Below are 25,394 nucleotides of genomic sequence, written 5' to 3'. Positions count from 1 at the left end.
GGGCCGCGTGGCGTCGCCGGAGACGTTACCGGCGGGCGGCCCGCTTGTCAGCGGCCGTTCGGCCCTCGTCATACCACCGGTAGTCGGCGGTTGGACGGTACGTGCCGTTGAACCACGTCGCCGGCGCCTGCGCGACGCGGGAGAGCTTCTCGGCCGTGGCCGGACTGATCCGGTTCCCACCGGCCACGAGCAGGCGGTCCAGCTCGCGGTGGGTGGCCATGAGGCAGTCCTTCGGCAGGCCGTAGACGCTGATCACCCCGGAGCCGACGAACGTCAGCACCGGGGTGACCGGGATCGGCAGGCCGACCGCGTCGGAGAGGGCCTTGCTGGCACGCTTCGCGTCCCGGCGCGCCTCCGCCACGTACGGCGGGCGCTTGCCGTTGATCTGGACCACGTCTCCGGCCACGAGCACCCGGGCCCGGCCGTGGTCGGCGATGGTGACCGCGAACAGGCCGCTCGGGCCGATGGCCAGGAACCCGGCCCGGTCGTCGCGGCCGCGGTCGAGCAGCATGTCCGCCGGGTCCGTCCGGGGCCACTCGATGACGTGCCAGGCGGGACCGAGGTGGTCGAGCTGGCCCAGGGCGCGGGCCCCTGCCGCTTCCAACCGGCGGGCCCCCCGCTCCGCCCGGCGACGCCGGGCCCACTCCAATGGAGTCGGTCGGGCCGGCTCGAGCACCGAGGTGGGCTCGACCCGGGAGTGCGGCACCGTGCGGGGCGGCAGTGCCCTGCTCGGTACGGCTCGACGAGCGGGAAAGACAGTCATCGCGACCTCCGGCAAAAGGTCTCTCGAAGTTATGTCTCCACTACCCTACGTTGCGCCCCCGGGGGCTCGGCAAGTTGGACCGCCGGAGTGAGTGCGGATGAATGCCATATTCATTCACACTTCTTTTCCGGATGGTGCGCAAGCCTGCCCTAGGCTGCGGGGGTGACCCACTATGTGGACAGCGAAGTCGCCCGGCTCGGGACGGTGCTGCTGCACCGCCCGGGACCGGAACTGGCCCGCCTCACCCCACGGAACAACGACAGCCTCCTGTTCGACGCTATCCCATGGGTGGGACGCGCGCAGGAGGAGCACGACGCGTTCTCGGCCGCGCTGCGGTCCCGCGGGGTCGAGGTGCTCTACCTGACCGACCTGCTGGTCGAGACGCTCGCCGTGGCGGACGCCCGGGCCGAGCTGACCGACCAGGTGCTGCGGTCCCGCCGGCTCGGCCACACCCTGCGGCGCCGGGTCGCCGACCACCTGGCGTACCTCGACCCGGCCGGGCTGGCCGACGTGCTCACCGCCGGGCTCGCCCACGAGGAACTGCGGATCGGCGCCGACCGCCCCGGCGGTCTGGTCTGGACGCTCATGGACCGGCACGACTTCGTCATCGACCCGCTGCCCAACCTGCTGTTCACCCGCGACTCGTCGGTCTGGATCGGCGACCGGGTCGGAGTGACCAGCCTGGCCATGCCGGCCCGGCGGCGGGAGACCACGCTCACCGACGCGATCTACCGCTACCATCCGCGTTTCGCCGGCACCGAGTTCGTCTACCACCCCCGGCTGGAGCACCTGGAGGGCGGCGACGTGCTGCTGCTCGCGCCGGGGGTGCTCGCCGTCGGCGTCGGCGAACGCACCACCCCGGCCGGCGCGGAACGGCTGGCCCGGCAGGTGTTCGCGGCCGGGCTGGCGCACACCATCCTGGTGGTGCCGATCGCGCAGGAACGCGCCACCATGCACCTGGACACGATCTGCACCATGGTCGACGTCGACGCCGTGCTGATGTACGCGAACGTCGCCGACGAACTGTCCGCGTACACGGTCATCGCCGGCGCGGACGGCGACGACCTGCGGGTCGACGGCCCGGCGCCGTTCCTGCGGGCCGCCGCCGACGCGATGGACCTCGACCAGCTCCGGGTGATCGACACCGGCCTCGACCCGGTCACCGCCGAACGCGAGCAGTGGGACGACGGCAACAACACGCTCGCGCTCGCGCCCCGGCTCTGCGTCGGGTACGAGCGCAACGTGGAGACCAACGCGCAACTGGAACGGGCCGGTATCGAGGTGATCGCCATCGCCGGGTCGGAACTGGGCTCCGGGCGGGGCGGCCCGCGCTGCATGTCCTGCCCGCTGGTGCGGGAGAAGGGCGGGGCCGCCTGACCCGGAGGCGTCAGCGCAGCGTCAGCTGGCGGCCGAGCAGGCCCTGGCGGGCCCGGCGGCCGGTCGCGTCGAGCGGCTCCCGGTCCGCGACCGCCTCGGCGTAGCGCTTGGCGAACTCCGCCACCGGCGCCTCCCACTCGGCGGCCGGGGTGTCCTCCGGCAGGTCCCACACCGGCGCGAGGCGCCCGTGCGCCCGGAACATGCCCGCGAATTTCGTGTCGTCGCCGAGCGTCAGCGCGCCCGCCGCGGCGAGCCGGGACAGCGCGTCCAGCGCGGTGTCCTCGTCCTCGGGCAGGACCAGGCGTACGTGGGCCTTCTCCGGCACCTGGCACCAGTACGCGGCCCGCGCCGCGGCCAGCTTCACGGTCGGGTAGATGGCCGAGTTGGCCCGCTCCAGGGACGCCTGCACGTTCGGGTCGTCGGCGGCGCCCGGGTCGAGCCAGAAGTCGAACCCGTCGTGCATGCTGATCTCCAGCGGGCCGTCCACCAGGATGTCCTGGAGGCGGGGGCCCGGCCCGGGCAGCGGCGGCACGCTCACCTGACCGCCCGGCTCGGTCCGCAGCGCGGAGATCAGCGCGTCGGCCAGGTCACGGGAGACGTCGCCGGACTGCTGGTGCCGTTGCAGGCCGATGAAGACCCGCCCGTCCGGCTTGGTCATCGCCGGGGCGGCCATCGGCAGCACGGTGGCCAGCGTGACCGGCCGGTCGCCGTACTCCTCGATCAGTTCCGGGGTCAGCCGCAGGGGCGCGGACGCGGCCGGGACCAGCTCACGCAGGGCGATCCACTCCGGCTCGTCGGCGAGGCCCTCGAACGGCCGGGGCACGAAGACGTCGCGCACCTTCTCCCGCTTCGGGGTGGCCTCGACGGCCCGCTGGTTCTTCCGACGCTTGCTCATGCGCCCGCTCCGCTCCGCTCGCTCATGGCGAGACAGCCTAGATGCCGCGCCTCGGCGGTGCGGGCCGGACCCGTCCGCCGCGTCGGTCAGACGGCCGCGACCAGGTCCGTCCGCTGCACCGGGACCGGGTCGAACCGGGCCCACACGCTCTGGCCCAGGCCGTCGCGCTCCACGCCCCAGCCGCTGGCCAGCCCGGCGACGATGTGCAGTCCCCGCCCGTCCGCCGCGTCCGGCGAGGCGATACGCATGCACGGGCCGGCGCCGGCACCGCCGTCGGTGACCCGGAGTTCGACGCTCGGGCCCTGCTCGGTCGTCCGCAGCCGCCAGGCGACCCGGACGACGCCGCCGGGCAGCGCGTCGGCGTGCCGGACCGCGTTGCCGACCAGTTCGGCGAGGACCGCGACCAGGTCGGCCACCAGGACCGGGGGTACGACACCGGTCAGCTCGTCGGCGAGCCGGTGCCGGGCCAGGCGCGCGCCGGTGGCGTCGTGGGGCACCACCACGCACCACGACCGTTCGGCCGGACCAGTCGACACGTCGTTCCTTCCCCGCCCGCGAGCGCCCCGGTCAACCCCGGGGCAGCCGCACCTCTGCGACCGTACCGCCACCGGCTCTGGGCCGGAGGGATACCCATCCATTCTGCTGTTCAACGATCTGGCGGACGAGATAGAGACCGAGCCCGGCACCGGGATACCGGCGGCGGTCGCCGGACTCCCCCTGCCAGAACCGGTCGAAGGCCCGCTCCACGTGCTCCGGCCGGATGCCGATGCCCCGGTCGGCCACCCGGAACGAGACGGTCCGCTCGTTCGCCTCGGCGGTGATCTCGATCGGCGTGTCCGGCAGCGAGTACTTCCCGGCGTTGGTGCCCAGCTCGGTGAGCACCGTGGCGAGGCTGTGCCGGTCGCCGAGCGCCTTGGGCAGATCGGCGGGCAGGTCGAGCACGACCCGGTGCCGGACGTCCGCCGGCAGGTCGGCCACCGCCGCCCGTAGCGCGTCGACCAGGTCGAACGGCGCGGCCGGTTCACCACCGGGCCGGTTCTCGGTGGCGGCGGTCAGCAGCCGGTCCACCAGGCGGGCCAGTTCGTTCGCGCGCTGCCCGATGATCCGGGCGGCCTGCCTCCGGTCGCCGTCGCTCAGCGAGTCCCAGTGGTCGGTGAGCGTGTCCGCGTACCCCTTGATCACGGTGACCGGGGTACGCAGCTCGTGACTGGTCACCGCGACGAACAGATCCCGGTCGTGGTCGCGCCGCTGCTGGTCGGTGGTGTCGCGGAAGCTGACCACCCGCAGCGCGTTCGGGCCGGGCAGCTCGCCGGAGGTGATCCGCAGCCACCGCCCGTCCGGCAGCCGGTGGTCGAGCACCTGGCCGGGCGGCGGCAACGGGAACGGCAGCGGACGGCTCAGCGCCTCCTCCGCCGGCCGGCCGGTCACCTGGACCGCGGCCGGGTTCCAGAGCCGGACCCGCCCGTCCCGGTCCACCACCGCGAGTCCGTCGGCGAGCGCCGCCACGACCGGGCCGTCACCGTGTACGGGCAGGCCGGTCTGGTCGCCGTACATGTGGGCGACGCACGCGGCGACGTAGCCGATGACGGCGCGTTGCGACGGTTGCAGCGGCTCGCCCACCGGGTAGAGCGCGTGCAGGCTGCCGACGGTGAGCCCGCCGATCTCGGCGCGCGCCACGATCATCCGGCAGAGGCCCCGGCCGGCGACCTCGTCGGCGAGCGCGCCGGGGATCGCGTCGACCCGGACCTCCCGCACCGGCGGACCGGCGAGCAGGCAGACGGTGGCCGGGTCGCTGGCGGGCAGCGGCCGGCCGAGGACGAACTCGGCGCTGCCGGTCGCCGCGATCACCCGGCCCCCGGCCGGGGTGAACTCCACGAAGACCAGACCGGCCGCGCCGACCGCCGGTTCGACCTCGCGGAGCAGACGGGTGAGCACGGCGAATCCGGACTCGCCCGAGTTGATCATGTTGATCACTGCGGTGTGGCCGGCGATGAAGGCGGGGTAGTCGGTTCGCTCCGGCATGTCCCGAGTGTGCCGCGCCGTCCGCGTCCGGGACACCCCCGGCCGGTCGACGGTTCCCGGTACCGATCGACGGGACTCACCGGCCCAGCCGGGCCAGCGCGTGGGCCGGCCGGTCCGTGATCACCCCGTCCACGCCGGCTTCGAGCACGAGTTCCAGGTCCTCCGGCTCGTTGACGGTCCAGACGTACACCGAGTTTCCGGCGGCGCGCAGCGCGGGGACCAGGCGCGGGCGAGCCCGGACGAGGTCCACGCCGGGGCCGGCGATCCGGGCGCCGAACGGCAGCCGGCCCAGCGGCAGCAGGCGCGGCAGCACCTCCAGCAGCAGCACCGTGGGCAGCGCCGGGGCGAGTTCCCGGATCCGGCGTACGGCGAGCGGCGAGAACGACATCACGGTCACCTGGACCGGATGGTCCGGGCGGGGCTCGGCCAGCCCGTACCGGCGCAGCATCTCGACCAGGCGGCGCTCGACGTCGCCCCGGTAACGGGACGGGTGCTTCGTCTCGATCAGCAGCCGGACCGGCCGCCCGGCGGCCAGCACCGCGTCGAGCAGCCGCTCCAGCGTGAGCAGCCGGGTGTGCGACTCGTCGAGCGGCGCGTCGTCCTCGGCGAGCGTCGCGGCCCGGTGCCAGGAGCCGAAGTCGAGCGCCTCCAGCTCGGCGAGCGTCCGCGCGCTGACCAGCCCACGGCCGTTGCTGGTGCGGTCCAGCCGGCGGTCGTGCACGCAGACCAGGTGCCCGTCGCGGGTCAGCCGGACGTCGCACTCCAGCCCGTCCGCGCCCTCGTCGAGCGCGCGCAGGTAGGCGGCGAGCGTGTGCTCCGGCAGGTCGTACGAGGCACCGCGATGGGCGAAGACCAGGGGGACGGTCACGGCCGCGTCACCGGCTCAGGCGACCCGGCCCGGCTGCCCGTCGTCGGTGACCACCGGACGGCCGGCGGCGGCCCAGTCGCCCATCCCCCCGTCGACGTTGCGCACCTGGTCCCAGCCGTTGCGCATGAGGTAACCGACCACCTGGGCGGAACGTCCGCCCGAGCGGCAGATCACCGCGACGTCGCGGTCCTGCGGGATCTCGGCGATCCGGGCGGGCAGCTCGGTCATCGGCAGGTGATGGGCGGCCGGCGCGTGGCCGGCGGCCCACTCGTCGTCCTCCCGGACGTCGAGCAGGTAGACGTCGTCGGGCACGGCCGACGCGGGGACGCTGGGTAGTGAGGCTCCGAACACGGTCACCAAGCCTAGTCGCCCACGCCGCTCACAGCCGGTTGACCCAGCGCGGGTTGGCGCCGGCCCACTCCGGCACGCGCGTGTCGCGCAGCGCGGTGAACAGCCCGCCGCCGCCGTTGTCCAGCACCACGTACGAGACGCCGTCGATGGTCTGCGGGTAGGAGGGCACCTGGACCCCGCGCAGGGCGTCCGCGGGCAGGCCGCGCAGCGCGAACAACAGCTCGTCCAGGGGTACGCCGTTGGTGTCCACGGTCAGTGCCCCGCCGGCCGCGCGGAGCACCCGGTCCAGCTTGACCGGGTCGCTGCGCAGCCGCGTCTCACCCGCCCGGTCGAGCACCGCCCGCAGCATCTGCTGCTGGTGCCGCTGCCGGTCGTAGTCACCGCCGGGCAGGTCGTAGCGCTGCCGCACGTAGTCGAGCGTCCGTGCGCCGTCCATCTGCTGGCAGCCGGCGTCGAACTGGTGCCGGGTGTGGATCGAGCGCACCGGCGTGTCCACGCACATCCGGATGCCGCCGAGCTGGTCGATCACCTGCTTGAAGCCGGAGAAGTCGACGAGTGCGGCCCCGTCGAAGCGGATGCCGGTGAGCCGGCTCAGGGTGGTGCTGAGCAGCCGCGCGCCGCCCTCACCGCCGCCGCCGTGCTCGTACGCGGCGTTGACCTTGTCCTGGCCGCCGGGGAAGCCCGGTGCCGGGGGGAGCGCCACCAGCAGGTCGCGCGGTACGGAGATCAGGTACGCCTGCCGCATCCCGGCCGGTACGTGCACGATCAGGATGCTGTCGGAGCGCTGGTCCTCCGGGTTCGCGCCGGGCCGGTGGTCCGAGCCGATCAGCAGGTAGTTGAGCGCGCCGTCCAGGTCTGTCCGCTTGTTCCGGGCGGCCGGGTCGAGCAGTTGCTCCTTGGCCACGGTGCGGTCGTAGCGCGAGGTGAGCCAGTGCAGCCCGGCGACGCCGAGCGTGGCGAGCAGGACCAGGACGAGCCCGGTGCCGAGCAGGAACCGGGCCCAGCGGGCGGGTCCACCCCGCCCGCGTCGGTTCCGTGCTGGCCTGGACGTGACGATCCCCCCGTAGCCGCGACATGAGACCCGCTCACGTCAGGCTACGGGGGGATCGGCCGACCGGTATCGCTTTCGCGCAGGTCAGCAGGTCATTTACGGGTCGAGAGGACGTCCGGGTTGTTCACCACGAACTCGGCCAGCTTGTCGTTCTTGACCGCCCTGAACATGTCCATGCTGACCTCGTTGAGGATCTCCCGGTTGCCGTTGCCGTTGAAGGTGCCGCCGTTGGTGCGGAGCATGACCAGGTCGTTGCCGGTCACACCCTTCATGGTGAAGATGAAGTCCTCGATCGACACACCGCCGGTGTCCAGGACGAACGCCTTGCCGGCCGCCTTGATCAGCGCGTTCAGCTTGATCGGGTTGGTCAACGTCCCGCTCTGGCTCGCCTTCTTCGCCATCGCCTTGATCAGTTGCTGCTGATTCTGCTGCCGATCGTAGTCGCCGTTGCGGAGTGTCTTGCGCTGCCGGGAGTAATCCAGCGCCTGCCACCCCTCCATCTCCTGGCAACCCTTCTTGTAGCTCACCGGCTTCATCCTCTTGCCGGTCTTCTTGGCGTCCGCGTTCCACATCGGCTTGCCGTCGACGTACGACATGTGCAGCGAAGAGACGTCCTGGGTCACACAGATGTTGACCGTGCCGATCGCGTCGATGACGTTCTTGAAGCCGCCGAAGTTGATGATCGCGGCGCCGTCGAAGCTGATGCCGGTCATGCCCTTGATTGTCTTGGCCATGAGCTGGGCACCGCCCTCCCAGCCGCCGCCGTTCTGGGCGCCGTGGAAGAAGGCCGCGTTGATCTTGTCGACGCCGCCCCGGTAACCGCTCTTCTCAAAGGCCGGGATGCGGGCCTCGGTGTCCCGGGGGATCGAGATCAGGTACGCCTGGTCGTGGCTGGCCGGGATGTGCAACACGATGATCGTGTCCGACCGGACGTCGTCGGCGGCCCAGCGGGCCCGCGCGTCCACGCCGAGCAGCAGCATGTCGATCGGGCCTTCGAGGCTGTTGCCGCCCTCCGCCTCGGTCTTGCCCGCCTCGCCGAGAAGATTGCGCTGGGCGATGTTGCTGGTGGCCTGGCCGATGACCGCCTTGCTGCCGACGATCGCGACGCCGCTGGTCACCATCAGCACCGCGCCGAGCACCAGCGTGAGCTTCGCCCAGAGCGGGTCCTTGCGCTTGGTGCGCTTCTTCTTGCCACCGCCGGGACCGCGACCGCCGGAACCGGGCTGTGTGGGGATGACCGGAGGAACCCGCCCGGATGATCCGGGTGCCGGTGACTGCGGGCGACGGCTGGTCTGGACCGACATGCGTGCTCCAGCTCGGTGATCGGGGGCGGGACCACTTTACGTATCTGTTCCCGTTCTCGCGACCTCGTAGGGGCGCAATTCCCGTCAATACCGGACGACATCTTCGGGTTGTGGCCGAACGGGCAGGGGTAAGGAGCCGGTCGGCGGTTGGCCTCCGTGACGGCGAGGTCCTAGCGCTCGAGACCGGTCATGTGGTGCCGGCGTCAGCCGCCCGCGTTGTCGCCCGAACCCTTCTGGTTCGCCTGCATCCACTCGGCCATCCGGTCCGCGGCGATGGCCTTGTACATCGCCAGCGCCTTCTCCCGGTCGGAGACCACCACCGACTGGCCGTCGATGGTCTGGCCGCCCAGGTGCGGGCTGGTGACGAACGTCAGGTTCTCACCCCGCAGGCTGCGGAACTGCACTGCCATGTCGGTCAACGAGAATCCCTGGTCGACCGTGACGGCGGCGGTGACCGCCTTGAGGAAGTCGTTCAGCTTCTTCGGGTTGGTGAGCGTCCCGGTGCTCGCCGCCTTGTCCATCAGCGCCTTCAGGAACTCCTGCTGGTGCCGCATCCGGGCGAAGTCGCCGTCCGGGAACTGCTTGCGCTGCCGGACCCAGTCCAGCGCCTCGGCGCCGTTCATGTGGTTCACGCCCTTGGTGAACGTCCGGTACGGCTTGTGGATCGAGGTGATGGTCCGCTCCACCTTGAGGTCCACCCCGCCCAGGGCGTCGGTGACCTCCTTGAAGCCGCCGAAGTCGATGGCCATGACGTGGTCGATCCGTACGTCGGTGAAGCACTCCACGGTCTTCACCGCGAGCGGCAGGCCGCCGAACGCGAACGCCGCGTTGATCTTGTTGCGCGAGCCGGAGTCGCAGGACGCGCCCGCGCTCTCCGGGATCGGCACGTACAGGTCACGCGGCACCGAGACCAGGTAGGCGCTCTTGTGGTCGGCCGGGATGTGCATGACGATCACGGTGTCCGCGCGCCACTTGCCGCTCCCGTCGACCGGGGCGTCCGGATCCCGCGAGTCACTGCCCACGAGCAGGATGTTGAACGCACCCTCGACCTGCTTGGCCGGCCGTCCACCGGTGATCCCGGCGAACGGGTCGGTGCGCGCCAGGTCGTCGTCCAGGTTGCGGGCGTAGAACCAGGCGCCGAGGCCGCCGAGCAGCGCCAGCACCAGCACCGCGACGCCGGCCACCAGGCCGATGCGCCCCCAGCGCGGCCGGGGGCCACGCCGCCCGGGCCCGCCCGGACCACCGCCGCCCGGACCACCGGGGCCGGTCGGCCCCACCGGACCGCCGGGACCGCCCGAGCGGGGCGCCTCGTCGTGTGCGGGGTACCACCTGGTTTCCGAGGGCCGGGCGCGCCCGGTGGTGGCCCGGCCGGAGCCGGGAACCTGGGCGCGGCCCGCGCCCCGGCTCAGGTGGCGGGGGATCGGGGCGCCGGCAGACGAGGTCGCTGACATGTAACCGAGGGTAGGTCGGCCGGGCCACCGACGCCCTCGTACGCGCGCCGGTGTCAGCCGCGTCCCCGTCGGGTTCAGTACCCGAGCCGCCCGCGGAAGTACTCGATCGTGCGTCGGAGGCCGTCTTCGGGCGTGACGCTCGGCTCGTATCCGAGCAGTTCGCGGGCGAGGGTCAGGTCCGGGCGGCGCATCTCCGGGTCGTCCGAGGCCCGAGTGATGTAGCTCACCTCGGACGTGCTGCCGGTGAGTGACACGATCGTCTCGGCCAGTTGCCGCATCGACATCTCGTGCTCGGTGCCGCAGTTGATCGGGCCGGTCTCGGTCGAGTCGAGCAGCAGCAGGATGCCGCGCACCAGGTCGTCGACGTAGCAGATCGAGCGGGTCTGGTTGCCGGTGCCGTGCACCGTGATCGGCTCGCCGCGCAGCGCCTGGGAGATGAACGTCGGGATGGCCCGGCCGTCGTCCGGGCGCATCCGCGGACCGTACGTGTTGAAGATCCGTACGATCGCGGTGTCGGTGCCCCGGCTGCGGTGGTAGGCCATGGTGGCCGCCTCGGAGAACCGCTTCGCCTCGTCGTAGACGCTGCGGATGCCGATCGGGTTGACGTTGCCCCAGTACGTCTCGCGCTGCGGGTGCTCCTTCGGGTCGCCGTACGCCTCGGAGGTGGAGGCCATCAGGAACCGGGCGCCGTCGTCGGTGGCCCGCTCCAGCAGCGCCAGCGTGGCCACCGAGCCGACCCGGAGGATCTCCACCGGCAGCTTCTCGAAGTCGGTGGGGCTGGCCGGGGACGCCATGTGCAGGATCGCGTCGAACCGCTCGGTCATCGCCGGGTGGTTCGGCAGGCCGTCGGAGATGTCCGCCTCGACGAGCGTGAAGGTCGGCCGGTCCAGCAGGTGGGCGACGTTGTCCTTGGACCCGGTGACGAAGTTGTCCAGCACCACGACGTCGCAGCCGCGCTCGACGAGCCGGTCGACCAGGTGGGACGGTACGAAACCGGCGCCGCCGGTGACGAGGATGCGGTGTCCGGTTCCGAAGCGGGGAGCGACCTTCATGGCGGTCAGCCTATACACGCGAGGCGGGGCCCCCGCGTAAGGCAGGGGCCCCGCTCGACGGTGGTGCTCAGTGGGCGCCGGCTCCGGTGAGCGAGCGCACCTCCAGCTCCGCGTACTTCTCCTCGTCGCTCTCCTTGGACAGGATCGTGCCGAGCCAGCCGCACAGGAAGCCGAACGGGATCGAGATGATGCCCGGGTTCGACAGCGGGAACCACTGCCAGTCGTGGTCGGGGAACATCGCCGTCGGCGCGCCGGAGACGACCGGCGAGAAGAAGACGAGCACCACGGCGGCGAGCAGGCCGCCGTAGATGGCCCAGACCGCGCCCGAGGTGTTGAACCGCTTCCAGAACAGGCTGTAGAGGATCGCCGGCAGGTTGCCCGACGCGGCCACCGCGAACGCCAGCGCGACCAGGAACGCCACGTTGAGGTTCTGCGCGTAGATCGACAGGACGATCGAGACCGCGCCGATCACCAGCGCGGAGATGCGGGCGACAGTCACCTCCTGCCGTTCCGACGCCTGCCCGTTCTTCACCACGTTGGCGTAGAAGTCGTGCGCCAGGCTGGACGACGACGCCAGGGTGAGCCCGGCGACCACCGCGAGGATCGTGGCGAACGCGACCGCTGCGATGATCGCCAGCAGTGTCGCGCCGCCCAGGTCCCCGCCGAGGAACTGCTCTCCCAGCTTCTCGGCGAGCTGTGGCGCCGCGGTGTTGCCCGCCTTGTCCTGCGCGGTGATCTCCGACCCGCCGACGATCGCCGCCGCACCGAAGCCGAGCGCCAGGGTGAGCAGGTAGAACGTGCCGATGATGCCGATCGCCCAGAGCACGCTCTTGCGGGCCGCCCGCGCGGTCGGCACGGTGTAGAAGCGGATCAGGATGTGCGGCAGGCCGGCCGTGCCGAGGACCAGCGCGATGCCCAGCGAGAGCAGGTCCATCTTGCTGTAGAACGTCTTCAGCGCGTCGCCGGGTGTCTCCACGCCGTAGCGCAACCCGGGTTCGAGGAACGCCGCTCCCTTGCCCGACGCGCTGGCCGCGTCGCCGAGCAGCGAGGACAGGTTGAACTTGTACTTGGCGAGCACCAGCAGCGTCATCGCCAGCGCGCCACCCATCAGCAGGAACGCCTTGACGATCTGCACGTAGGTGGTGCCCTTCATGCCGCCGACCGTCACGTAGATGATCATCAGGGCGCCGACCAGGATGATGGTGGCGACCTTGGCGGTGTCGGCGTCCATGCCGAGGAAGGTGGTGTCCGGCTTGATGCCGAGCAGCAGCGCGACGAGCGCGCCGGCGCCGACCATCTGGGCCAGCAGGTAGAAGATCGACACGGTGATGGTGGAGACCGCCGCCGCGGTCCGGACCGGCCGCTGCCGCATCCGGAACGCCAGCACGTCCGCCATCGTGTACCGGCCGGAGTTGCGCAGCAGTTCGGCCACGAGCAGCAGCGCCACCAGCCAGGCGACCAGGAAGCCGATCGAGTACAGGAAGCCGTCGTAGCCGTAGAGCGCGATGATGCCGGCGATGCCCAGGAAGGACGCCGCCGACATGTAGTCGCCGCCGATCGCCATGCCGTTCTGGAAGCCGGAGAAGGACCGGCCGCCGGCGTAGAAGTCGGTGGCGGTCTTGGTCTGCCGGCTGGCCCAGACGGTGATCGCGAGTGTGATCGCCACGAAGATCAGGAACAGCGTGATGGTGAGGTTCCGGGCGGTGGTGCTGCCCGCCTCAGCCGCGAGGACCGTGTTCATGGGTCACCTCCCCGATCTCGTCGCGGATCCGGTCGGCGACCGGGTCGATCCGGCGGTTGGCGAACCGCGAGTAGAGCCAGGCGATGACGAACGTGGAGACGAACTGGAGCAGGCCGAAGACCAGGGCGACGTTGATGTTGCCGATCAGCTTCGTGCCCATGAATCCCCGCGCGTACGCGGAGAGGATGACGTAGAGCGCGTACCACAGGAAGAACGCGACGGTCATCGGGAAGACGAAGCCGCGTAGCGCGCGACGCAACCCGGCGAACTCGTCCGACCGCTGGACGGCGAGGTACCGTTCCGCCGCCGACTCGGCGGGTGCGGACGCGGGTGTGTCCGTGGACATCTGTGGATCACCACCTTCGCAGGCGTGGGGGAGTTTCGCGCACGGTAGAGAGCGCGCTCCCGGCCCGGGAAGGCTCCGCCGCCGGGCGGCGAACGGCTGCGCCGAACGGCACCCCCACTGCGCCCAGTGACCCACATCACTCCGCTAACCGGTCCCCCGAACCCCGTCGATCATGAAGTTGACGGCGGCAAATCGGACGCGGATCGCGGTCAACCTCATGATCGCCGGAGTAAGGGGGTCAGTCCGGGAGGTCGTGGTAGCGGCCTCGGTAGTGCAGCAACGGGGGTGTGTCCCGGGGGAGGTCCACCGACTCGATCGTGGCCTCGACCAGCAGGCTCCAGCCGTACTCGCGAGCGGTGTTTAGGCGGCACCCCGCCCAGCCGCCGGCGTCCGCCGGCACCGGGCCGTACGGCGTCTCGGTCCAGGCGTCGATCGCGAACAGGCCGCCGGGCGACGGGAACAGGCCGGCGAAGCGGTCCGCGAGCTGCCGGTGCTGCGGGCCCAGCGGGGCCACCGCGAACCGTCCGGCCTCCTCGATCGCCGCCCACAGGTCCGACTCCGGGTCGACCAGGCCGAGTAGCCGGTCCGGCTCGCCCTCGGCCACGAGCGTGGAGGAGACGGTCAGCCCGGCCGGGCCGGGCGCGGTCCAGAGCGTCACCGGGGCGGCCAGCCGTCCGCGCAGCCGGCGTACCGGCGAGCGTTGCGCGGCCGGCGCCGCGAACGGATCGGTGGAGTGGATCTGCGCGCCCGGCTCTGGATTCACGTGAAACATTGTGCCGCCCGTCCCCGGGTGAGGCTCGACGGGACGCCCTACCCTGCCGGGCATGGCTCTCGTCCCGCCGCAGAAGCTCGCCCAGGACCGGATGGTCAGCGCCGACGCCGTTCTCGGTGGTCAGGTCGATCTTCGTGCCTACCCGTACCGGCATCTGATGGTCATCGCCCGGCACAAGTGGGGCAGCAGCGGGTTCCCGCCGCTCATGGCGGCGGTCGAGCACCTGTCGAACTACGGCTGGGACCTGGTGAACGTGCTCAGCGTCGGCGACGGCCACCACGTCTACGCGGCGATGCGCCGCACCGCGTGACGGGGATCAGTCGTCGGCGAGCAGGCGGCGGGCGGCGGCCAGCACCTCCGGGTCGGCGCAGCCGGCCGCGTACCCGGCGATCCGGCGGCGGATGTCGCGCCCGAGCAACCACTCCCCGATCCGCTCGGCGACCGGACGCAGGAACGCCGGCCGGCAGCGGAAGTTGTACCGCCACGTCGCGGTCGTGGTGCCGGGATCAGGGCCGGGCGCGAACCGCCAGCCGCCGCCGAACCGCTCGAAGAACCACGGTCCGCGCACCATCTTCATGCCGACGTTGGTCGGCGGCGACCAGGAGACGTACTCGCTGACCATGACCAGGCCGTGTCGGGAGCGGGTGTACGTGCGCACGCCCCGGCCGGGCCGCGTCGCGCCGTCGACGAAGTGCTGCTCGCGGACGAACGGATCCCAGCGGTAGCGCACCGGGGCGGTGGTCTGGGAGACGGCGAACGCCAGCTCCGGCGGAACCGGGACCGTGACGACCGCCTCGACGACAGGCATCAGCGCTTCGGCGTGACAGCGGCCAGCAGCTCGGGCTGCCGGTGGTCGAGCGTGTCCCCCGCCATGTACGCGCCGAGCAGCGCCGCGCCCCCGCCGTACGCCAGGCCGATCGGCAGCGCCAGCCAGAGCCACACGTCGCCGAGCAGCGCGGCGGCCACCACGAACGGCACCGCCACCACCGCCGAGCCGACCATGGAGACCAGGGTGAGCAGGCCCTTGGTGAATCCCGCGCCGCTGTTCATGGCGAACGGGTTGCTCGACTCGGGCAGCGAGTACGCGCCGAGCACGGAGACGAACGCGTTGATCGCCAGCCCGCAGCCGTACGCGGCGAACAACGCGCCACCCATGACGCCGAGCCACTCGGGCCGGCCGAGGACGATCGCCAGCGCGACCGCGATCACGACGAGCATCGGCACCACGTAGATCGAGAACGCGGCCATCCGGGCCCGCAGCTCCACCCGCCCGGGCACGCCGGCGACCAGGTTCGCGGCGTACGAGCTGCCGTCGAAGCCGAACTGGTTGGCGAGCGTCACCGACGCGAGCGCCCCGACGAAGATCATGGTGAGGCTGACCAGCGCCGGCGACGAGTCGGCGGTGGCCTGCTCGAACGCGGCGCCGCCCTCGGACAGGAACGCGGGGCCGCCGAGGTTGACCATCAGCGGCACGAACACGCCGACCACGGCGACGGTGATCAGGTTGGCCCGTCGCCGGGCGTCCCGCCACCAGTAGCGGCACTCGCGGGCGATGAGCGCGCCGAACCGGTCCCGCCGGGTCCAGCCCACCGCGCGGGGGAAGAGCTGCGCGACCGCGCCGCCGGCCACGCCGCGCGGCGTCCGCGCGGGGCCGCTGCTCGCCGTGCCCACCATCGCCGACTCCAGCGACCGCGACCACCAGAACAGGAGTACGCCGAGCGTCGCGACCGCGATCAGCAGCTTCACCACGGCGGCGCCGGCCCGGCCCTCCGCCACGTCGACACCGGCGGTCCACGGTGCGCCGAACGGCGTCCAGCCGACCACCCGGGCCACGCCGTCCAGCCGGTCCCAGTCGGTCTGCCGTACCGCGGCGAGCACCAGCAACTGCAGCGGCCCGAGGAGGGCGGCCAGCACCGCGAGCAGCACGGCGGCCAGGTCGCGTACCCGGCGGGAGCGCAGCATCGTCGCGAACGCGCTCGTGATCGCGCGGGCGCCGGCCAGGCAGACGAGCAGCCCGAGGACGACGCCGAGCGCGCCGACCAGGGCGGCCGCCCATCCGCCGAGCGAACCGGCGGTGACCACCAGCCCGGCCGCCGTGATCGCCGTCGCCAGGGCCGGCACGCTGACCAGCGCGGCGGCCAGCAGGCCGGTGACCAGGGTGCGGCGGGACAGCGGCAGCAGCGCGAACCGGGCCGGGTCGAGCGTCTCGTCCACGCCGAAGAAGACGAGCGGCAGGAGCAGCCAGCCGAGCGTCAGCACGCCACCGCCGAAGGCGGCGATCATCAGCGCGTACCGTGACTCACCGGCCAGCCCCGGCGCGGCCAGCAGGAAGAACCCGACGGCGGCGAACCAGAGCCCGAACAGCAGGCCGAGGACGAACAGCGCCACCCGCCAGGTCTGACCCCGGAAGTTGTTGCCGAGCACCCGCAGCTTGAGCCGGACGAAGTGCCAGGGCGACACACGCCGGGCCGGACGCTCGGGGACGGTCACCGGGACAGCCACGACAGCTCCTCACCGGTCGCGGTCCGGCCGCCGACCACCTCCACGAAGACGTCCTCCAGCGACCGGTCGCCGCGCACCTCGGCCAGCGTGCCGACCCGCTTGATCCGGCCCTCGGCCAGGATCGCCACGTGGGAGCAGAGCCGCTCGACCACCTCCATGACGTGGCTGGAGAAGATCACCGTGCCGCCGCCGCTGACGTACCGGTGCAGGATGTCGCGGATCAGCGCCGCCGAGACCGGGTCGACCGCCTCGAACGGCTCGTCCAGCACCAGCAGGCGCGGACCGTGCAGCAGCGCGCAGGCCAGCCCGATCTTCTTCTTCATGCCCGCCGAGTAGTCGACCACGAGCGTGCGGCCGGCGTCGGAGAGCGCCAGCACGTCGAGCACCTCCGCCGCCCGGTGGTCGACCACCGCCGGGTCCATGCCGCGCAGCAGACCGTGGTACGCCAGCAGCTCCGCCCCGCTCAGCCGGTCGAAGAGGCGTACGCCGTCCGGCATCACGCCGAGCAGGCTCTTGGCGCGGACCGGGTCGGCCCAGACGTCGTACCCGAGCACCCGCGCCTCACCGGCGTCGGGCCGCAGCAGGCCGACGGCCATGGAGAGGGTGGTGGTCTTGCCTGCTCCGTTCGGGCCGAGCAGGCCGTAGAACGAGCCGGTCGGCACGGCGAGGTCGACGCCCGCCACCGCGACCTTGGTGTCGAAGCGCTTGGCCAGACCGCGAAGGGAGAGCGCCGGGTGCTGATCGGTCATGGTCCGACCGTATCGGGCTCCGGCCAGCCGCTGCTCGGACGGCAGGATGATCTCGCGTCATCCCTGAGAGGTACGAGTCGGATCACCGACCGCCGGCAACCGGCGAGGGGGGCGGTGGGTGTCAGTCGCAGGGACGGCAGCGGGGAGAGACATGGATTCGGACAGTGGGTTCGAGGAGTTCTACCGGAACAGCAGACAACGCGTGGTGACGGTGCTGTACGCGCTCGGCGGCGACCGGGCCGAGGCGCAGGACGCCGCCCAGGAGGCGTACGCGCGGGCCTGGCAGCGCTGGTCGCAGGTCAGCGAGTACGACGATCCGGAGGCGTGGGTCCGTACCGTCGGCCACCGCCTGCTGGTCAACCGGTGGCGCAAGGTTCGCAACAGCGTCGTCGCCTACCGGCGGCACGGACCGCCACCGCCCGTGCGGCCACCCTCGGAGAACACGGTGGCGCTCGTCGCCGCGCTGCGGCAGCTCTCCGCGGACCAGCGGCAGGCAGTCGTTCTGTACCACCTGGCCGACCTGTCGGTCGCGGAGATAGCCGCACAGACCGGTGTGCCCAGCGGCACGGTCAAGGCTCGCCTCTCCCGGGGCCGCAAAGCCCTCGCCGCCCTGCTCGACATGACCCTGCCGGAGGAGATCCGCAATGCCTGATCCGATCTTCTCGGACCTGTACCGGGACACCGAGCACCTCGTCTGGGCACCCACCGAGCAGGTGCGCCGTCGAGGTCGGCAGCGGACGCGGCGTACCCAGATCGCCGCCGGGCTGGCCGCCGCGGTGGCGGTGGGCGTCGTCGCGTCGGGTGTGGCGCTGGCCCGTCCCGACGCCGCACCGCCACCCGTGCCCCCGGCGACGGTGGCTCCCACCACGCCGGCGCCGTCGCCCACGCCGAGCGCCACGCCGTCGGCCGAGCCGTCCGCGAGCGGGACGCCGACGCCGAGTCGCACCGCAGGAGAGCCGGTCGCCAGCATCGGCGGCGGGCCGACCAGCCGTTCGCCGAGCCGGACGATTCCGGCGGCGGCGATGCTCCAGCTCGCCGACCTGCCGGCGGGCTTCACGATGCGTACGGGAAAGGTGGACGGCGACTGGTCCCTGGAGTTCATGGCCTCCCTCTGCGTGAACGAGTCGCCGACGCTGTCCGACGGGGAGGTGGCCACCCGGTCGGTGGCGTTCGACTCGCCCAGCGACTGGGTCGTCCAGCGAGTGACCCGGCACTCGGGCACCTCCGCCGCCACGGTTATGAAGAATCTCCGCAGGCTGGTCACGGGCTGCGAGATGGAGCAGCCGGGCGACTCACTGTCGATCATGGCCGAGTCGCTCGGCGGCGACGACGGGGTGCTGGTGGGCAGCGAGGTCGGAGGGAGGCCCGGTCGCTGGCTCGTCGTCCGGCAGGGCGATCTGGTGGCGCAGGTGCGCCTCGACTCCCAGACCACGCCCACCGAGGCCCGCCGTACCGCCCGGTCGGTGGCGAACCGGCTGTGCGGCGGCACGGACGCCTGCTGACGGGTGCTCGTGTGAGGCGGGGCCGAGCGGGCCCCGCCTCACAGGCGCAGCGACTCCGGGGTGTGCAGGCGGAGCATGGTGGCGCCGACGTCGCGGGGCAGCCGCCGTCGGCTCGCCATCGACACCACCACCATGACGGTGAACGCGAGCGGCACCGTCCACGCGGCCGGCTGGGTGGTGAGCGTCGCCGGCCACCCGGTCAGCGGCGGGCCGAGCACGGTGAGCAGCACCGCGCCGACCGCCGCGCCGCCGCCGACCAGCACGCCGGCGGCGGCGCCCAGGTCGGTCAGGCCGCGCCACCAGATGCCGAGCACCAGCAGCGGGCAGAAACTCGATGCGGCCACCGCGAACGCCAGCCCCACCACCTGGGACACATCCAGCCCGGACACGTTCAGGGAGAGCACCGCCGGCACGCCGCCGGCGATCACCGTGGCGATCCGGAAGCCGCGCACCGAGCCTCGGCCCAGCACGTCGGTGGAGATCACCCCGGCCACGCTGGTGAGCAGGCCGGACGACGTGGACAGGAACGCCGCGAACGCGCCGGCCGCGACCAGCGCGGCGAGCAGCCGGCCGGTGGTGCCGTCGCCGAGCGCGGCGCCGGGCAGCAGCACCACCACCGCGTCGGTCTGGCCGCTGACGAGCAGTTGCGGCGTGTAGATGCGGCCCAGCACGCCGTACACGGTGGGCAGCAGGTAGAAGACGCCGACGAGCGCCAGCACCACGAGTGTGGTGCGGCGGGCGGCGGCGCCGTCTGGGTTGGTGTAGAAGCGGACCAGCACGTGCGGCAGGCCCATGGTGCCGAGGAACGTGGCCAGGATCAGCGAGTACGTGGCGAACAGCCCACGGTCGTCCTCGCCCGCCGTGTCCGGCAGCAGCCATTCGGTGGCGCCGGTCGCCGCGCCGGACACCTCCGGCACCGGGTCACCGGCGGCGAATTCGAGGCGGTCGCCGGGGCGTACCTCCCGGATGTCGCCGTCGGGCAGGGTGAGCGTCGCGCGGTGCTCGACCACGACAGTGGTCGCGGTCCGGAACGTCGGCCCGTCGGGCGGGGTCACCGCCGGGCGGGCGTCGGCCTGCCACTGCAACGCCAGGAAGATCGCGGGTACGGCGAGCGCGGTGAGCTTCAGCCAGTACTGGAACGCCTGCACGAACGTGATCGCCCGCATGCCGCCCAGCGCCACGTTCGCGGTCACCACCACCGCCACCAGCAGCGCGCCCAGCGGGTACGGCGAGCCGGTGAGCGTGGCGAGCGTCAGCCCGGCGCCCTGCAACTGCGGCACCAGGTAGAGCCAGCCGATGAAGATCACGAAGACGGTGGCGAGCGTGCGCAGCCGGCGCGAGCCGAGCCGCACCTCGCAGAAGTCGGGCAGTGTGAACGCGCCGGAGCGGCGCAGCGGCGCGGCCACGAACAGCAGCAGCGCGAGGTATCCGGCGGCGAAGCCGACCGGGTACCAGAGCACGTCCACGCCGTACTTGAGGATCAGTCCGGCGACGCCGAGGAAGCTCGCCGCCGACAGGTACTCCCCGCCGATCGCGGCGGCGTTCCAGGTCGGGCTGACCGCCCGGGACGCGACCAGGAAGTCCGAGGTGGTCCTGGCCAGCCGCAGCCCGTAGAAGCCGATGCCGACGGTGACCAGGGTGACGGCGACGATCGCCGGGACCACGTAGCCGTTGGACATCAGCGTTCCGGCCGTCGGATCAGGTCGACGAAGTCCTGCTCGTTGCGTTCCGCCAGCCGCACGTACGCCCAGCCGACCACGATCAGGAACGGGAAGGACACGACGCCGAGCAGCAGCCACGGCAGGTTGACCCCGAGCACCGTGACCCGGCCGACAGCGGGCGCGATGGCGAACAGCCAGGGCAGGCCGCCGAGGCCGATCAGCACCAGCAGGCTGAGCCGCAGCGCGAGGGAGAGCTGGGCGCGCATCAGCCCCTGCACGAGCGTCTCGCCGACCGGGGTCTGCTGGGTCAGCTCGGATCGGGTGCGGTCGGCCGGGTCGCCCGTCCGGGAGACCTCGGCCAGCACGATCCGGGTCCGCTTCGGCGCGGCGGCCGGCTGCGACCCGCTGCCCGGCTCGGCGGGCGGTGGGGACGCGCGCGGGCCGGGAACCGGGGCGGCCCCGGCGGGCCGCCCCGGCAGATGCTGTTCCTCGGCTCCGGTCACCCCCGGCAGTCTCGCCCGCTCAGCGGGAATGTCAAGAGCACTGTTCCGAGCCCTGTGCACAACCTGTGGATAACGCTTCACGGCTGTGGATAACCCGGTGGATGGCGTGGCGTCGTTGTGGACAGCATCAGTCCAGCCCTACCCGTACCGGGTTCGCGGTCGCCGAGCCGAGCCAGGTGTGCGGGTTGCCGAACCAGCACCAGCCGAGCTTCGGCGCGCCCTGGCTGATCCAGAGCGCCGGCACCCGCCGGTCGCCGCAGCGCGACCCGACGAGCGAGAAGCACCTGTTGCTCGCCAGTGCCTGCGGGTGCAGCGTGACGAAGGCCAGTCCCTCGTCGATGGTGATCGGCAGTCGGTCCTTCGCGGTCATGTCCGCCAGCGCGGCCGACGGCGGCACGTTGCGGTACTCCTCGCCCCGGTCCACGTCGAAGAGCAGGTACGCGGGGCCGGGCGGCACCTCCAGCTCCTTGATCGGGTCGAACGTGGGCAGGTCGTCGGCGGGGAAGTTCCGGTCGAGGACGCCGGTCTTGCGCTTGCCGGCGAGCGTGGTGAGCGCGATCCGTTCCGGCACCGGCACCAGTTCCCGCGTGGTCACCAGCAGGAACGGCACCCGCGCGTCGGTGGGGCCGGCCAGCCCGGCGGCACCGGTCACGGCCGCGTCTCGCAGCGGGGTGAGCAGCGCCCGGAACTCCTCCTCCTCGGTCTGTCCGGCCAGCGCCGGGTAGCCGAGCTGGACGAGCCGGTCGAGCTGGCGGTCGAATTCGGTAGCGGCGTCGAAACGGTCGTCGGACATGCGGTCCTCCACCTTGTCGTACGGTCTGCCGTACATTGTACGTCAGTGCGCGACAGCGACAAGCCGACGACCGCGCGCCGCCGGCGACCCCGCCCCTCAGCGACTCCAGTCCTGTTTCGCGGCGCGGACCAGCTTGTCCTTCAGCTCCCGGGTGTGCCGCCGGCTCACCGGCAACTCGGATCCGTCGATCACCACCACGTAGCCGGAGTTGACCAGCCGCAGCTCGGCGATGAGCCGCAGCTGCACCAGGTAGGAGCGGTGGATCCGGACGAACCCGGCGTCGGCCCAGCGCTCGGCCAGCGTCGCCAGCGAGACCCGGACCAGGTGCGACCCCTCCGCCGTGTGCAGCCGCGCGTAGTCGCCCTGCGCCTCCACCCACCGCACCGCCGAGCGGGGCAGCATCCGGGTGGTGCCGGCCAGCTCGATCGGGATGGTCGGATCCTCCTCCGCCCGCGCCAGCGCGGCCGGATGCGACGGCACCACCCGGGAGCCGATCACCCGGCGCAGCGACTCGGCCAGCCGCTCGGCGCGTACCGGCTTGCGCACGTAGTCGGTGGCACCCAGGTCGAACGCGTCCACCGCGCCGTCGTCGTACGCGGTGACGAACACGATCGCCGGCGGACGGGCGAACCGGCGCAGCACCCGGGCCAGCTCCATGCCGTCCAGCCCCGGCATCCGGATGTCGAGGAACACCACGTCCACGTCGTCGTCGCGCAGCACGCGCAGCGCCTCGGTCGCGTCCCCGGCCGTGTGCAGCCGGGCCACCCGGGGGTCGGCGCGCAGGTGGTACGCCAGCTCGTCGAGCGCGGGCGGCTCGTCGTCCACCGCCAGCACCCGGAGGAATCCGGTACCGGTGACGGTCACGACGACGCCCGGACGCCGGGGTGGAACTTCGGTACGCGCATGCTGACCTTCGTACCCGAACCCAGGCCGGTCTCCACGACCAGGCCGAACCCGTCCCCGAAGACCGACCGGAGCCGTTCGTCGACGTTCGAGAGGCCGACGTGCTGCCCCGGATCGTCGGCCGGGTCGCCGGTCGTGCCCGACACCTCGGCGATACCGGCGGTAAGCGTCGTCGGATCCATCCCCACCCCGTCGTCCTCCACCGTGATGTGACACTCCGCGCCCGCGTCCCGGGCCTCGATGCTCACCATGCCGGTGCCCGGCTTGCGGGACAACCCGTGGCGGACGGCGTTCTCCACGAGCGGCTGGAGGCAGAGGAACGGCAACGTCACCGGCAGCACCTCCGGCGCGATCTGGAGGCGCACCTGGAGCCGTTCGCCGAAACGCGCCCGCTCGATGGTCAGGTAGCGGTCGATCGAGCGGAGCTCCTCGGCGAGCGTGGTGAACTCGCCGTGCGCCCGGAACGAGTAGCGGGTGAACTCGGCGAACTCCAGGATCAGCTCCCGCGCCCGCTCCGGGTCGGTGCGCACGAACGAGCCGATCGCGGTGAGCGCGTTGTAGATGAAGTGCGGGCTGATCTGGGCGCGCAACGCGCGTACCTCGGCTCGCGCCAGCCTCTCCCGCGACGACTCCAGCTCGGCCAGCGCGAGCTGGTCACCCGCCCAGTGGGCGGTCTCCAGCGTCGCCTGCACCAGACCCGGGGCCGGGCGCTCGTCGGCCACCGCCACCAGCGCGCCGACCACCCGCCCGTCCGCCCGCAGGGGCGCCACCACCGCGCCGCGTACCGGGCAGTCGACCAGGTCGCAACGCAGCTCCGACTCGCCCAGCACTGTCGAGCGCCCGCTGTCGGCCGCCCGCCGGGCCGCCGCGACCAGCTGGTCGCCGTGGTGCGCGCCCTGCCCGTCGACCGCGAGCAACGCGTCCCGGTCCGTCAGCGCCAGCCCGGCCGCACCCACGAGGGCCCGCAGATGGCGTACGGCCTTCGCCGCGTCCGCCGCGGTCAGGCCGGCGCGCAGCGGTTCGGCGGCGAGCCCCGCGGTGTGCAGCACCTCGTACGTGGCCCGCTGCGTGGCGGTGGCGATGCCCCGCCGGCCGCGCAGCCGCAGCACCGCCCAGAGCGCCGCGGCCAACGCGGTGGTCAGCGAGACGACGGCGAAGACGGCGGAGAGGTTGCCACCCACGCAGCGATCCTGCCGGGTGCCGGCCCGGTAGCGCTAGTACGCGCCCTTGCGAGCCAGCACCACGCCGACGGTCCGCCACAGGATGCTCAGGTCGTACGCCAGCGACCAGTTGTCGACGTAGTAGAGGTCCAGCCGGACCGCCTCGTCCCAGGACAGGTCGGAACGGCCGGAGACCTGCCACAGACCGGTCATGCCGGGCCGGACCAGCAGCCGGCGCCGCACGTCGCCGAGGAAGTCGCCGTCGTCGGCGGGCAGCGGGCGCGGGCCGACGAGCGACATCTCGCCCCAGAGCACGTTGATCAGCTGGGGCAGCTCGTCCAGCGACGTGGCACGCAGGAAGCGGCCCACCGGGAAGACCCGGGGATCCTGCTTCATCTTGAACAGCATGCCGTCGGTCTCGTTCCGGTCGACCAGGCCGGCCAGCCGCTCCTCGGCGTCCACGTACATGGTCCGGAACTTCCAGACCCGGAACGTCCGCCCCTCGTGGCCCACGCGGGGCTGGCGGAAGAAGACCGGCCCGGGGTCGGAGATCCGGATCGCGACGGCGATGGCGAGGAAGAGCGGGATCAGCAGCAGCAGGCCCAGCCCGGCGGCGACCCGGTCCATCAGGTTCTTGGCCAGCAGCGCCGGCCCGGACAGGGTCGGCTCCTCGACGTGCAGCAGCGGCAGGCCCTCGATCGGGCGGATGTGCACCCGGGGACCGGCGATGTCGGTGAGCTGGGGCGCGACCACCAGGTCGACGCCGGAGCCCTCCAGCTGCCAGGCCAGACGTCGCAGCTCGCCCGGCTCGGCGCTGGCCGAGCCGCAGACCGCGATCGTGTCGCCGCCGACCTCACGCACCAGGGCCAGGACGTCGCGGCCCGCGTACACCGGGACCGGGGTCTCCAGGCCGCGCGCGGCGGCGTACCCGTCGGTGAGGTGGATGGCCACCGGCACCAGGCCGACGGACGGGTTCCGGGTGACAGTGGTGTAGACCTCCAGGCACTCCGGAAGCGTGCCGACCAGCACCATCCGGTGCCCGGCGTGGCCGGCGCGGCGGCGCAGCGCGTGCAGGCAGGCCCGGGCGATCATGCGGACGAGCAGGATCAGCAGCAGGGCGCCGAGCAGCGCGAAGCCGACCGTCCATCGGGACAGGGTGGTCTTCGTGGCGAAGGCGAGGAACGAGACGGTCGCGGCGACCGCCACACCGCCGCGGATCACCCGCTTGTACTCGTCCGGGCCGAGCCCCAGGTAGCGCCGGTCGTAGGCCCGGTTGCCCCAGAGGATGAGCACCCAGCCGAGCGGCAGCAGGACGAACGCCACGGTGTAGAACCACGCCTCGGGCGCGTCCCGGAAGCCGGAGGCGGCCTGCTCGAAGATCTGCACGGCCAGGAAGCTGGCCAGGGCGGCCGCGCCGAAGTCGAGCAGCAGCAGGAGGGCGATGTAGGGCCGGTGCCACCGGGACACCCGGCGCCGGGCGCGGGCCCACGCCGACCGGGGTACGCCGTTGTGCGACGGCGGAGTCGGCGGCTGGATCTCAAAGCTGTCGACGTGCCGCACGCTCTTGCTCCGGCCTCTGTCGGTTACCGGGCGCTGGAGGCTTGTCGTCACCTCAACCCATGTCCTCC

At 72.4% G+C, this 25,394-nt stretch carries 26 protein-coding genes; 4 read left to right on the top strand and 22 right to left on the bottom strand.

The window, feature by feature from the left end; genetic code table 11:
• Positions 1-25: 25 nt before the first annotated feature.
• Positions 26-763 (bottom strand): hypothetical protein, encoded by a 738-nt coding sequence (locus V6U82_RS12300; RefSeq protein ID WP_334460970.1) that lies wholly within the window; start codon positions 761-763, stop codon positions 26-28.
• 162 nt (positions 764-925) lie between these two features.
• Here V6U82_RS12300 and V6U82_RS12295 point away from each other — a divergent pair, with 162 nt between their 5' ends.
• On the top strand, positions 926-2,140 hold the full coding sequence (locus tag V6U82_RS12295; RefSeq protein WP_334460969.1) for an arginine deiminase: 1,215 nt from the start codon (positions 926-928) through the stop codon (positions 2,138-2,140).
• Positions 2,141-2,150: 10 nt separating this feature from the next.
• On the opposite strand, the gene V6U82_RS12290 is transcribed toward V6U82_RS12295, so the two are convergent.
• From V6U82_RS12290 to V6U82_RS12235, 12 genes are all read right to left on the bottom strand, one after another.
• Positions 2,151-3,035 carry a DUF5926 family protein gene (locus tag V6U82_RS12290; protein WP_128137084.1) on the bottom strand — a complete coding sequence of 295 codons (885 nt, stop codon included), beginning with the start codon at positions 3,033-3,035 and terminating at the stop codon, positions 2,151-2,153.
• Between the two features lie 86 nt (positions 3,036-3,121).
• Positions 3,122-3,571 carry an ATP-binding protein gene (locus tag V6U82_RS12285; protein ID WP_128137085.1) on the bottom strand — a complete coding sequence of 150 codons (450 nt, stop codon included), beginning with the start codon at positions 3,569-3,571 and terminating at the stop codon, positions 3,122-3,124.
• Between the two features lie 31 nt (positions 3,572-3,602).
• Positions 3,603-5,057: an ATP-binding protein gene (locus tag V6U82_RS12280; RefSeq protein WP_128137086.1), complete on the bottom strand. Its 1,455-nt coding sequence runs from the start codon at positions 5,055-5,057 to the stop codon at positions 3,603-3,605.
• A gap of 76 nt (positions 5,058-5,133) precedes the next feature.
• The gene (locus V6U82_RS12275) at positions 5,134-5,925 is read right to left on the bottom strand and encodes a glycerophosphodiester phosphodiesterase (protein ID WP_128137087.1); all 792 of its coding nucleotides are present in this window, start codon (positions 5,923-5,925) and stop codon (positions 5,134-5,136) included.
• Between the two features lie 15 nt (positions 5,926-5,940).
• Positions 5,941-6,276: a rhodanese-like domain-containing protein gene (locus V6U82_RS12270; protein WP_013289303.1), complete on the bottom strand. Its 336-nt coding sequence runs from the start codon at positions 6,274-6,276 to the stop codon at positions 5,941-5,943.
• A 28-nt stretch (positions 6,277-6,304) separates the two neighbouring features.
• Complete coding sequence (locus V6U82_RS12265) at positions 6,305-7,180, bottom strand: LCP family protein (RefSeq protein WP_128137089.1); 876 nt, start codon at positions 7,178-7,180, stop codon at positions 6,305-6,307.
• Positions 7,181-7,419: 239 nt separating this feature from the next.
• Positions 7,420-8,631, bottom strand: coding sequence for an LCP family protein (locus V6U82_RS12260; RefSeq protein ID WP_128137090.1), 1,212 nt, complete (start codon positions 8,629-8,631; stop codon positions 7,420-7,422).
• Positions 8,632-8,834: 203 nt separating this feature from the next.
• Complete coding sequence (locus V6U82_RS12255) at positions 8,835-10,082, bottom strand: LCP family protein (protein ID WP_334460968.1); 1,248 nt, start codon at positions 10,080-10,082, stop codon at positions 8,835-8,837.
• A gap of 74 nt (positions 10,083-10,156) precedes the next feature.
• Positions 10,157-11,134: an NAD-dependent epimerase/dehydratase family protein gene (locus V6U82_RS12250; RefSeq protein ID WP_128138238.1), complete on the bottom strand. Its 978-nt coding sequence runs from the start codon at positions 11,132-11,134 to the stop codon at positions 10,157-10,159.
• A gap of 67 nt (positions 11,135-11,201) precedes the next feature.
• Positions 11,202-12,875 (bottom strand): solute symporter family protein, encoded by a 1,674-nt coding sequence (locus V6U82_RS12245; RefSeq protein ID WP_128138237.1) that lies wholly within the window; start codon positions 12,873-12,875, stop codon positions 11,202-11,204.
• The gene (locus tag V6U82_RS12240; protein ID WP_018787449.1) at positions 12,853-13,221 is read right to left on the bottom strand and encodes a DUF485 domain-containing protein; all 369 of its coding nucleotides are present in this window, start codon (positions 13,219-13,221) and stop codon (positions 12,853-12,855) included. Before V6U82_RS12240 ends, V6U82_RS12245 begins: the two co-directional genes overlap by 23 nt.
• 238 nt (positions 13,222-13,459) lie before the next feature.
• Positions 13,460-14,047 carry a flavin reductase family protein gene (locus V6U82_RS12235; protein ID WP_334460967.1) on the bottom strand — a complete coding sequence of 196 codons (588 nt, stop codon included), beginning with the start codon at positions 14,045-14,047 and terminating at the stop codon, positions 13,460-13,462.
• Between V6U82_RS12235 and V6U82_RS12230 the strand changes: the two genes are divergently transcribed.
• On the top strand, positions 14,046-14,303 hold the full coding sequence (locus V6U82_RS12230; protein ID WP_013289295.1) for a hypothetical protein: 258 nt from the start codon (positions 14,046-14,048) through the stop codon (positions 14,301-14,303). The two genes, V6U82_RS12235 and V6U82_RS12230, sit on opposite strands and share 2 nt — an antisense overlap.
• 6 nt (positions 14,304-14,309) lie before the next feature.
• On the opposite strand, the gene V6U82_RS12225 is transcribed toward V6U82_RS12230, so the two are convergent.
• Genes V6U82_RS12225 through V6U82_RS12215 form a run of 3 tightly spaced genes read right to left on the bottom strand, consistent with a single transcriptional unit; the run spans position 14,310 to position 17,244 of the window.
• Positions 14,310-14,801, bottom strand: a complete 492-nt coding sequence (locus V6U82_RS12225) for an SRPBCC family protein (protein WP_128138235.1) — start codon at positions 14,799-14,801, stop codon at positions 14,310-14,312.
• Complete coding sequence (locus tag V6U82_RS12220; protein WP_334460966.1) at positions 14,801-16,495, bottom strand: ABC transporter permease; 1,695 nt, start codon at positions 16,493-16,495, stop codon at positions 14,801-14,803. The genes V6U82_RS12225 and V6U82_RS12220 overlap by 1 nt, the downstream gene beginning before the upstream one ends.
• Positions 16,480-17,244 (bottom strand): ABC transporter ATP-binding protein, encoded by a 765-nt coding sequence (locus V6U82_RS12215; protein WP_334460965.1) that lies wholly within the window; start codon positions 17,242-17,244, stop codon positions 16,480-16,482. The genes V6U82_RS12220 and V6U82_RS12215 overlap by 16 nt, the downstream gene beginning before the upstream one ends.
• 151 nt (positions 17,245-17,395) lie before the next feature.
• Here V6U82_RS12215 and V6U82_RS12210 point away from each other — a divergent pair, with 151 nt between their 5' ends.
• Together V6U82_RS12210 and V6U82_RS12205 are read left to right on the top strand one after the other, a co-directional pair.
• A complete protein-coding gene (locus V6U82_RS12210; protein ID WP_128139142.1) occupies positions 17,396-17,896 on the top strand; it encodes a SigE family RNA polymerase sigma factor in 501 nt (166 codons plus the stop codon).
• Complete coding sequence (locus V6U82_RS12205; protein ID WP_334460964.1) at positions 17,889-18,746, top strand: hypothetical protein; 858 nt, start codon at positions 17,889-17,891, stop codon at positions 18,744-18,746. Before V6U82_RS12210 ends, V6U82_RS12205 begins: the two co-directional genes overlap by 8 nt.
• 38 nt (positions 18,747-18,784) lie before the next feature.
• Here V6U82_RS12205 and V6U82_RS12200 read toward each other — a convergent pair whose 3' ends face one another.
• The 6 genes from V6U82_RS12200 to V6U82_RS12175 form a co-directional block, all read right to left on the bottom strand.
• Positions 18,785-20,425, bottom strand: a complete 1,641-nt coding sequence (locus V6U82_RS12200) for a sodium/solute symporter (RefSeq protein WP_128139023.1) — start codon at positions 20,423-20,425, stop codon at positions 18,785-18,787.
• Positions 20,425-20,775, bottom strand: a complete 351-nt coding sequence (locus tag V6U82_RS12195; RefSeq protein ID WP_051090505.1) for a hypothetical protein — start codon at positions 20,773-20,775, stop codon at positions 20,425-20,427. The genes V6U82_RS12200 and V6U82_RS12195 overlap by 1 nt, the downstream gene beginning before the upstream one ends.
• 262 nt (positions 20,776-21,037) lie before the next feature.
• Positions 21,038-21,703 carry a DUF5701 family protein gene (locus V6U82_RS12190; protein WP_334460963.1) on the bottom strand — a complete coding sequence of 222 codons (666 nt, stop codon included), beginning with the start codon at positions 21,701-21,703 and terminating at the stop codon, positions 21,038-21,040.
• A gap of 96 nt (positions 21,704-21,799) precedes the next feature.
• Positions 21,800-22,567 (bottom strand): LytR/AlgR family response regulator transcription factor, encoded by a 768-nt coding sequence (locus V6U82_RS12185; protein ID WP_013289288.1) that lies wholly within the window; start codon positions 22,565-22,567, stop codon positions 21,800-21,802.
• Positions 22,564-23,787 (bottom strand): histidine kinase, encoded by a 1,224-nt coding sequence (locus V6U82_RS12180; RefSeq protein ID WP_334460962.1) that lies wholly within the window; start codon positions 23,785-23,787, stop codon positions 22,564-22,566. Before V6U82_RS12180 ends, V6U82_RS12185 begins: the two co-directional genes overlap by 4 nt.
• A gap of 33 nt (positions 23,788-23,820) precedes the next feature.
• Positions 23,821-25,326, bottom strand: a complete 1,506-nt coding sequence (locus V6U82_RS12175; RefSeq protein WP_334460961.1) for a sugar transferase — start codon at positions 25,324-25,326, stop codon at positions 23,821-23,823.
• Positions 25,327-25,394: the final 68 nt, after the last annotated feature.

Source organism: Micromonospora sp. CPCC 205554, assembly GCF_036902745.1.
Classification (GTDB): Bacteria; Actinomycetota; Actinomycetes; order Mycobacteriales; family Micromonosporaceae; genus Micromonospora; species Micromonospora tulbaghiae.
The sequence above is the reverse complement of the archived record's forward strand: the minus strand, read 5'-3'. Positions and strand labels throughout refer to the sequence as shown.

Coding starts and splice junctions, on each gene's coding strand:
- V6U82_RS12300 (WP_334460970.1), bottom strand. CDS start 763: ATGACTGTCTTTCCCGCTCGTCGAGCCGTACCGAGCAGGGCACTGCCG.
- V6U82_RS12290 (WP_128137084.1), bottom strand. CDS start 3,035: ATGAGCAAGCGTCGGAAGAACCAGCGGGCCGTCGAGGCCACCCCGAAG.
- V6U82_RS12280 (WP_128137086.1), bottom strand. CDS start 5,057: ATGCCGGAGCGAACCGACTACCCCGCCTTCATCGCCGGCCACACCGCA.
- V6U82_RS12260 (WP_128137090.1), bottom strand. CDS start 8,631: ATGTCGGTCCAGACCAGCCGTCGCCCGCAGTCACCGGCACCCGGATCA.
- V6U82_RS12255 (WP_334460968.1), bottom strand. CDS start 10,082: ATGTCAGCGACCTCGTCTGCCGGCGCCCCGATCCCCCGCCACCTGAGC.
- V6U82_RS12250 (WP_128138238.1), bottom strand. CDS start 11,134: ATGAAGGTCGCTCCCCGCTTCGGAACCGGACACCGCATCCTCGTCACC.
- V6U82_RS12245 (WP_128138237.1), bottom strand. CDS start 12,875: ATGAACACGGTCCTCGCGGCTGAGGCGGGCAGCACCACCGCCCGGAAC.
- V6U82_RS12240 (WP_018787449.1), bottom strand. CDS start 13,221: ATGTCCACGGACACACCCGCGTCCGCACCCGCCGAGTCGGCGGCGGAA.
- V6U82_RS12230 (WP_013289295.1), top strand. CDS start 14,046: ATGGCTCTCGTCCCGCCGCAGAAGCTCGCCCAGGACCGGATGGTCAGC.
- V6U82_RS12235 (WP_334460967.1), bottom strand. CDS start 14,047: ATGCCCGGCAGGGTAGGGCGTCCCGTCGAGCCTCACCCGGGGACGGGC.
- V6U82_RS12225 (WP_128138235.1), bottom strand. CDS start 14,801: ATGCCTGTCGTCGAGGCGGTCGTCACGGTCCCGGTTCCGCCGGAGCTG.
- V6U82_RS12215 (WP_334460965.1), bottom strand. CDS start 17,244: ATGACCGATCAGCACCCGGCGCTCTCCCTTCGCGGTCTGGCCAAGCGC.
- V6U82_RS12210 (WP_128139142.1), top strand. CDS start 17,396: ATGGATTCGGACAGTGGGTTCGAGGAGTTCTACCGGAACAGCAGACAA.
- V6U82_RS12205 (WP_334460964.1), top strand. CDS start 17,889: ATGCCTGATCCGATCTTCTCGGACCTGTACCGGGACACCGAGCACCTC.
- V6U82_RS12200 (WP_128139023.1), bottom strand. CDS start 20,425: ATGTCCAACGGCTACGTGGTCCCGGCGATCGTCGCCGTCACCCTGGTC.
- V6U82_RS12190 (WP_334460963.1), bottom strand. CDS start 21,703: ATGTCCGACGACCGTTTCGACGCCGCTACCGAATTCGACCGCCAGCTC.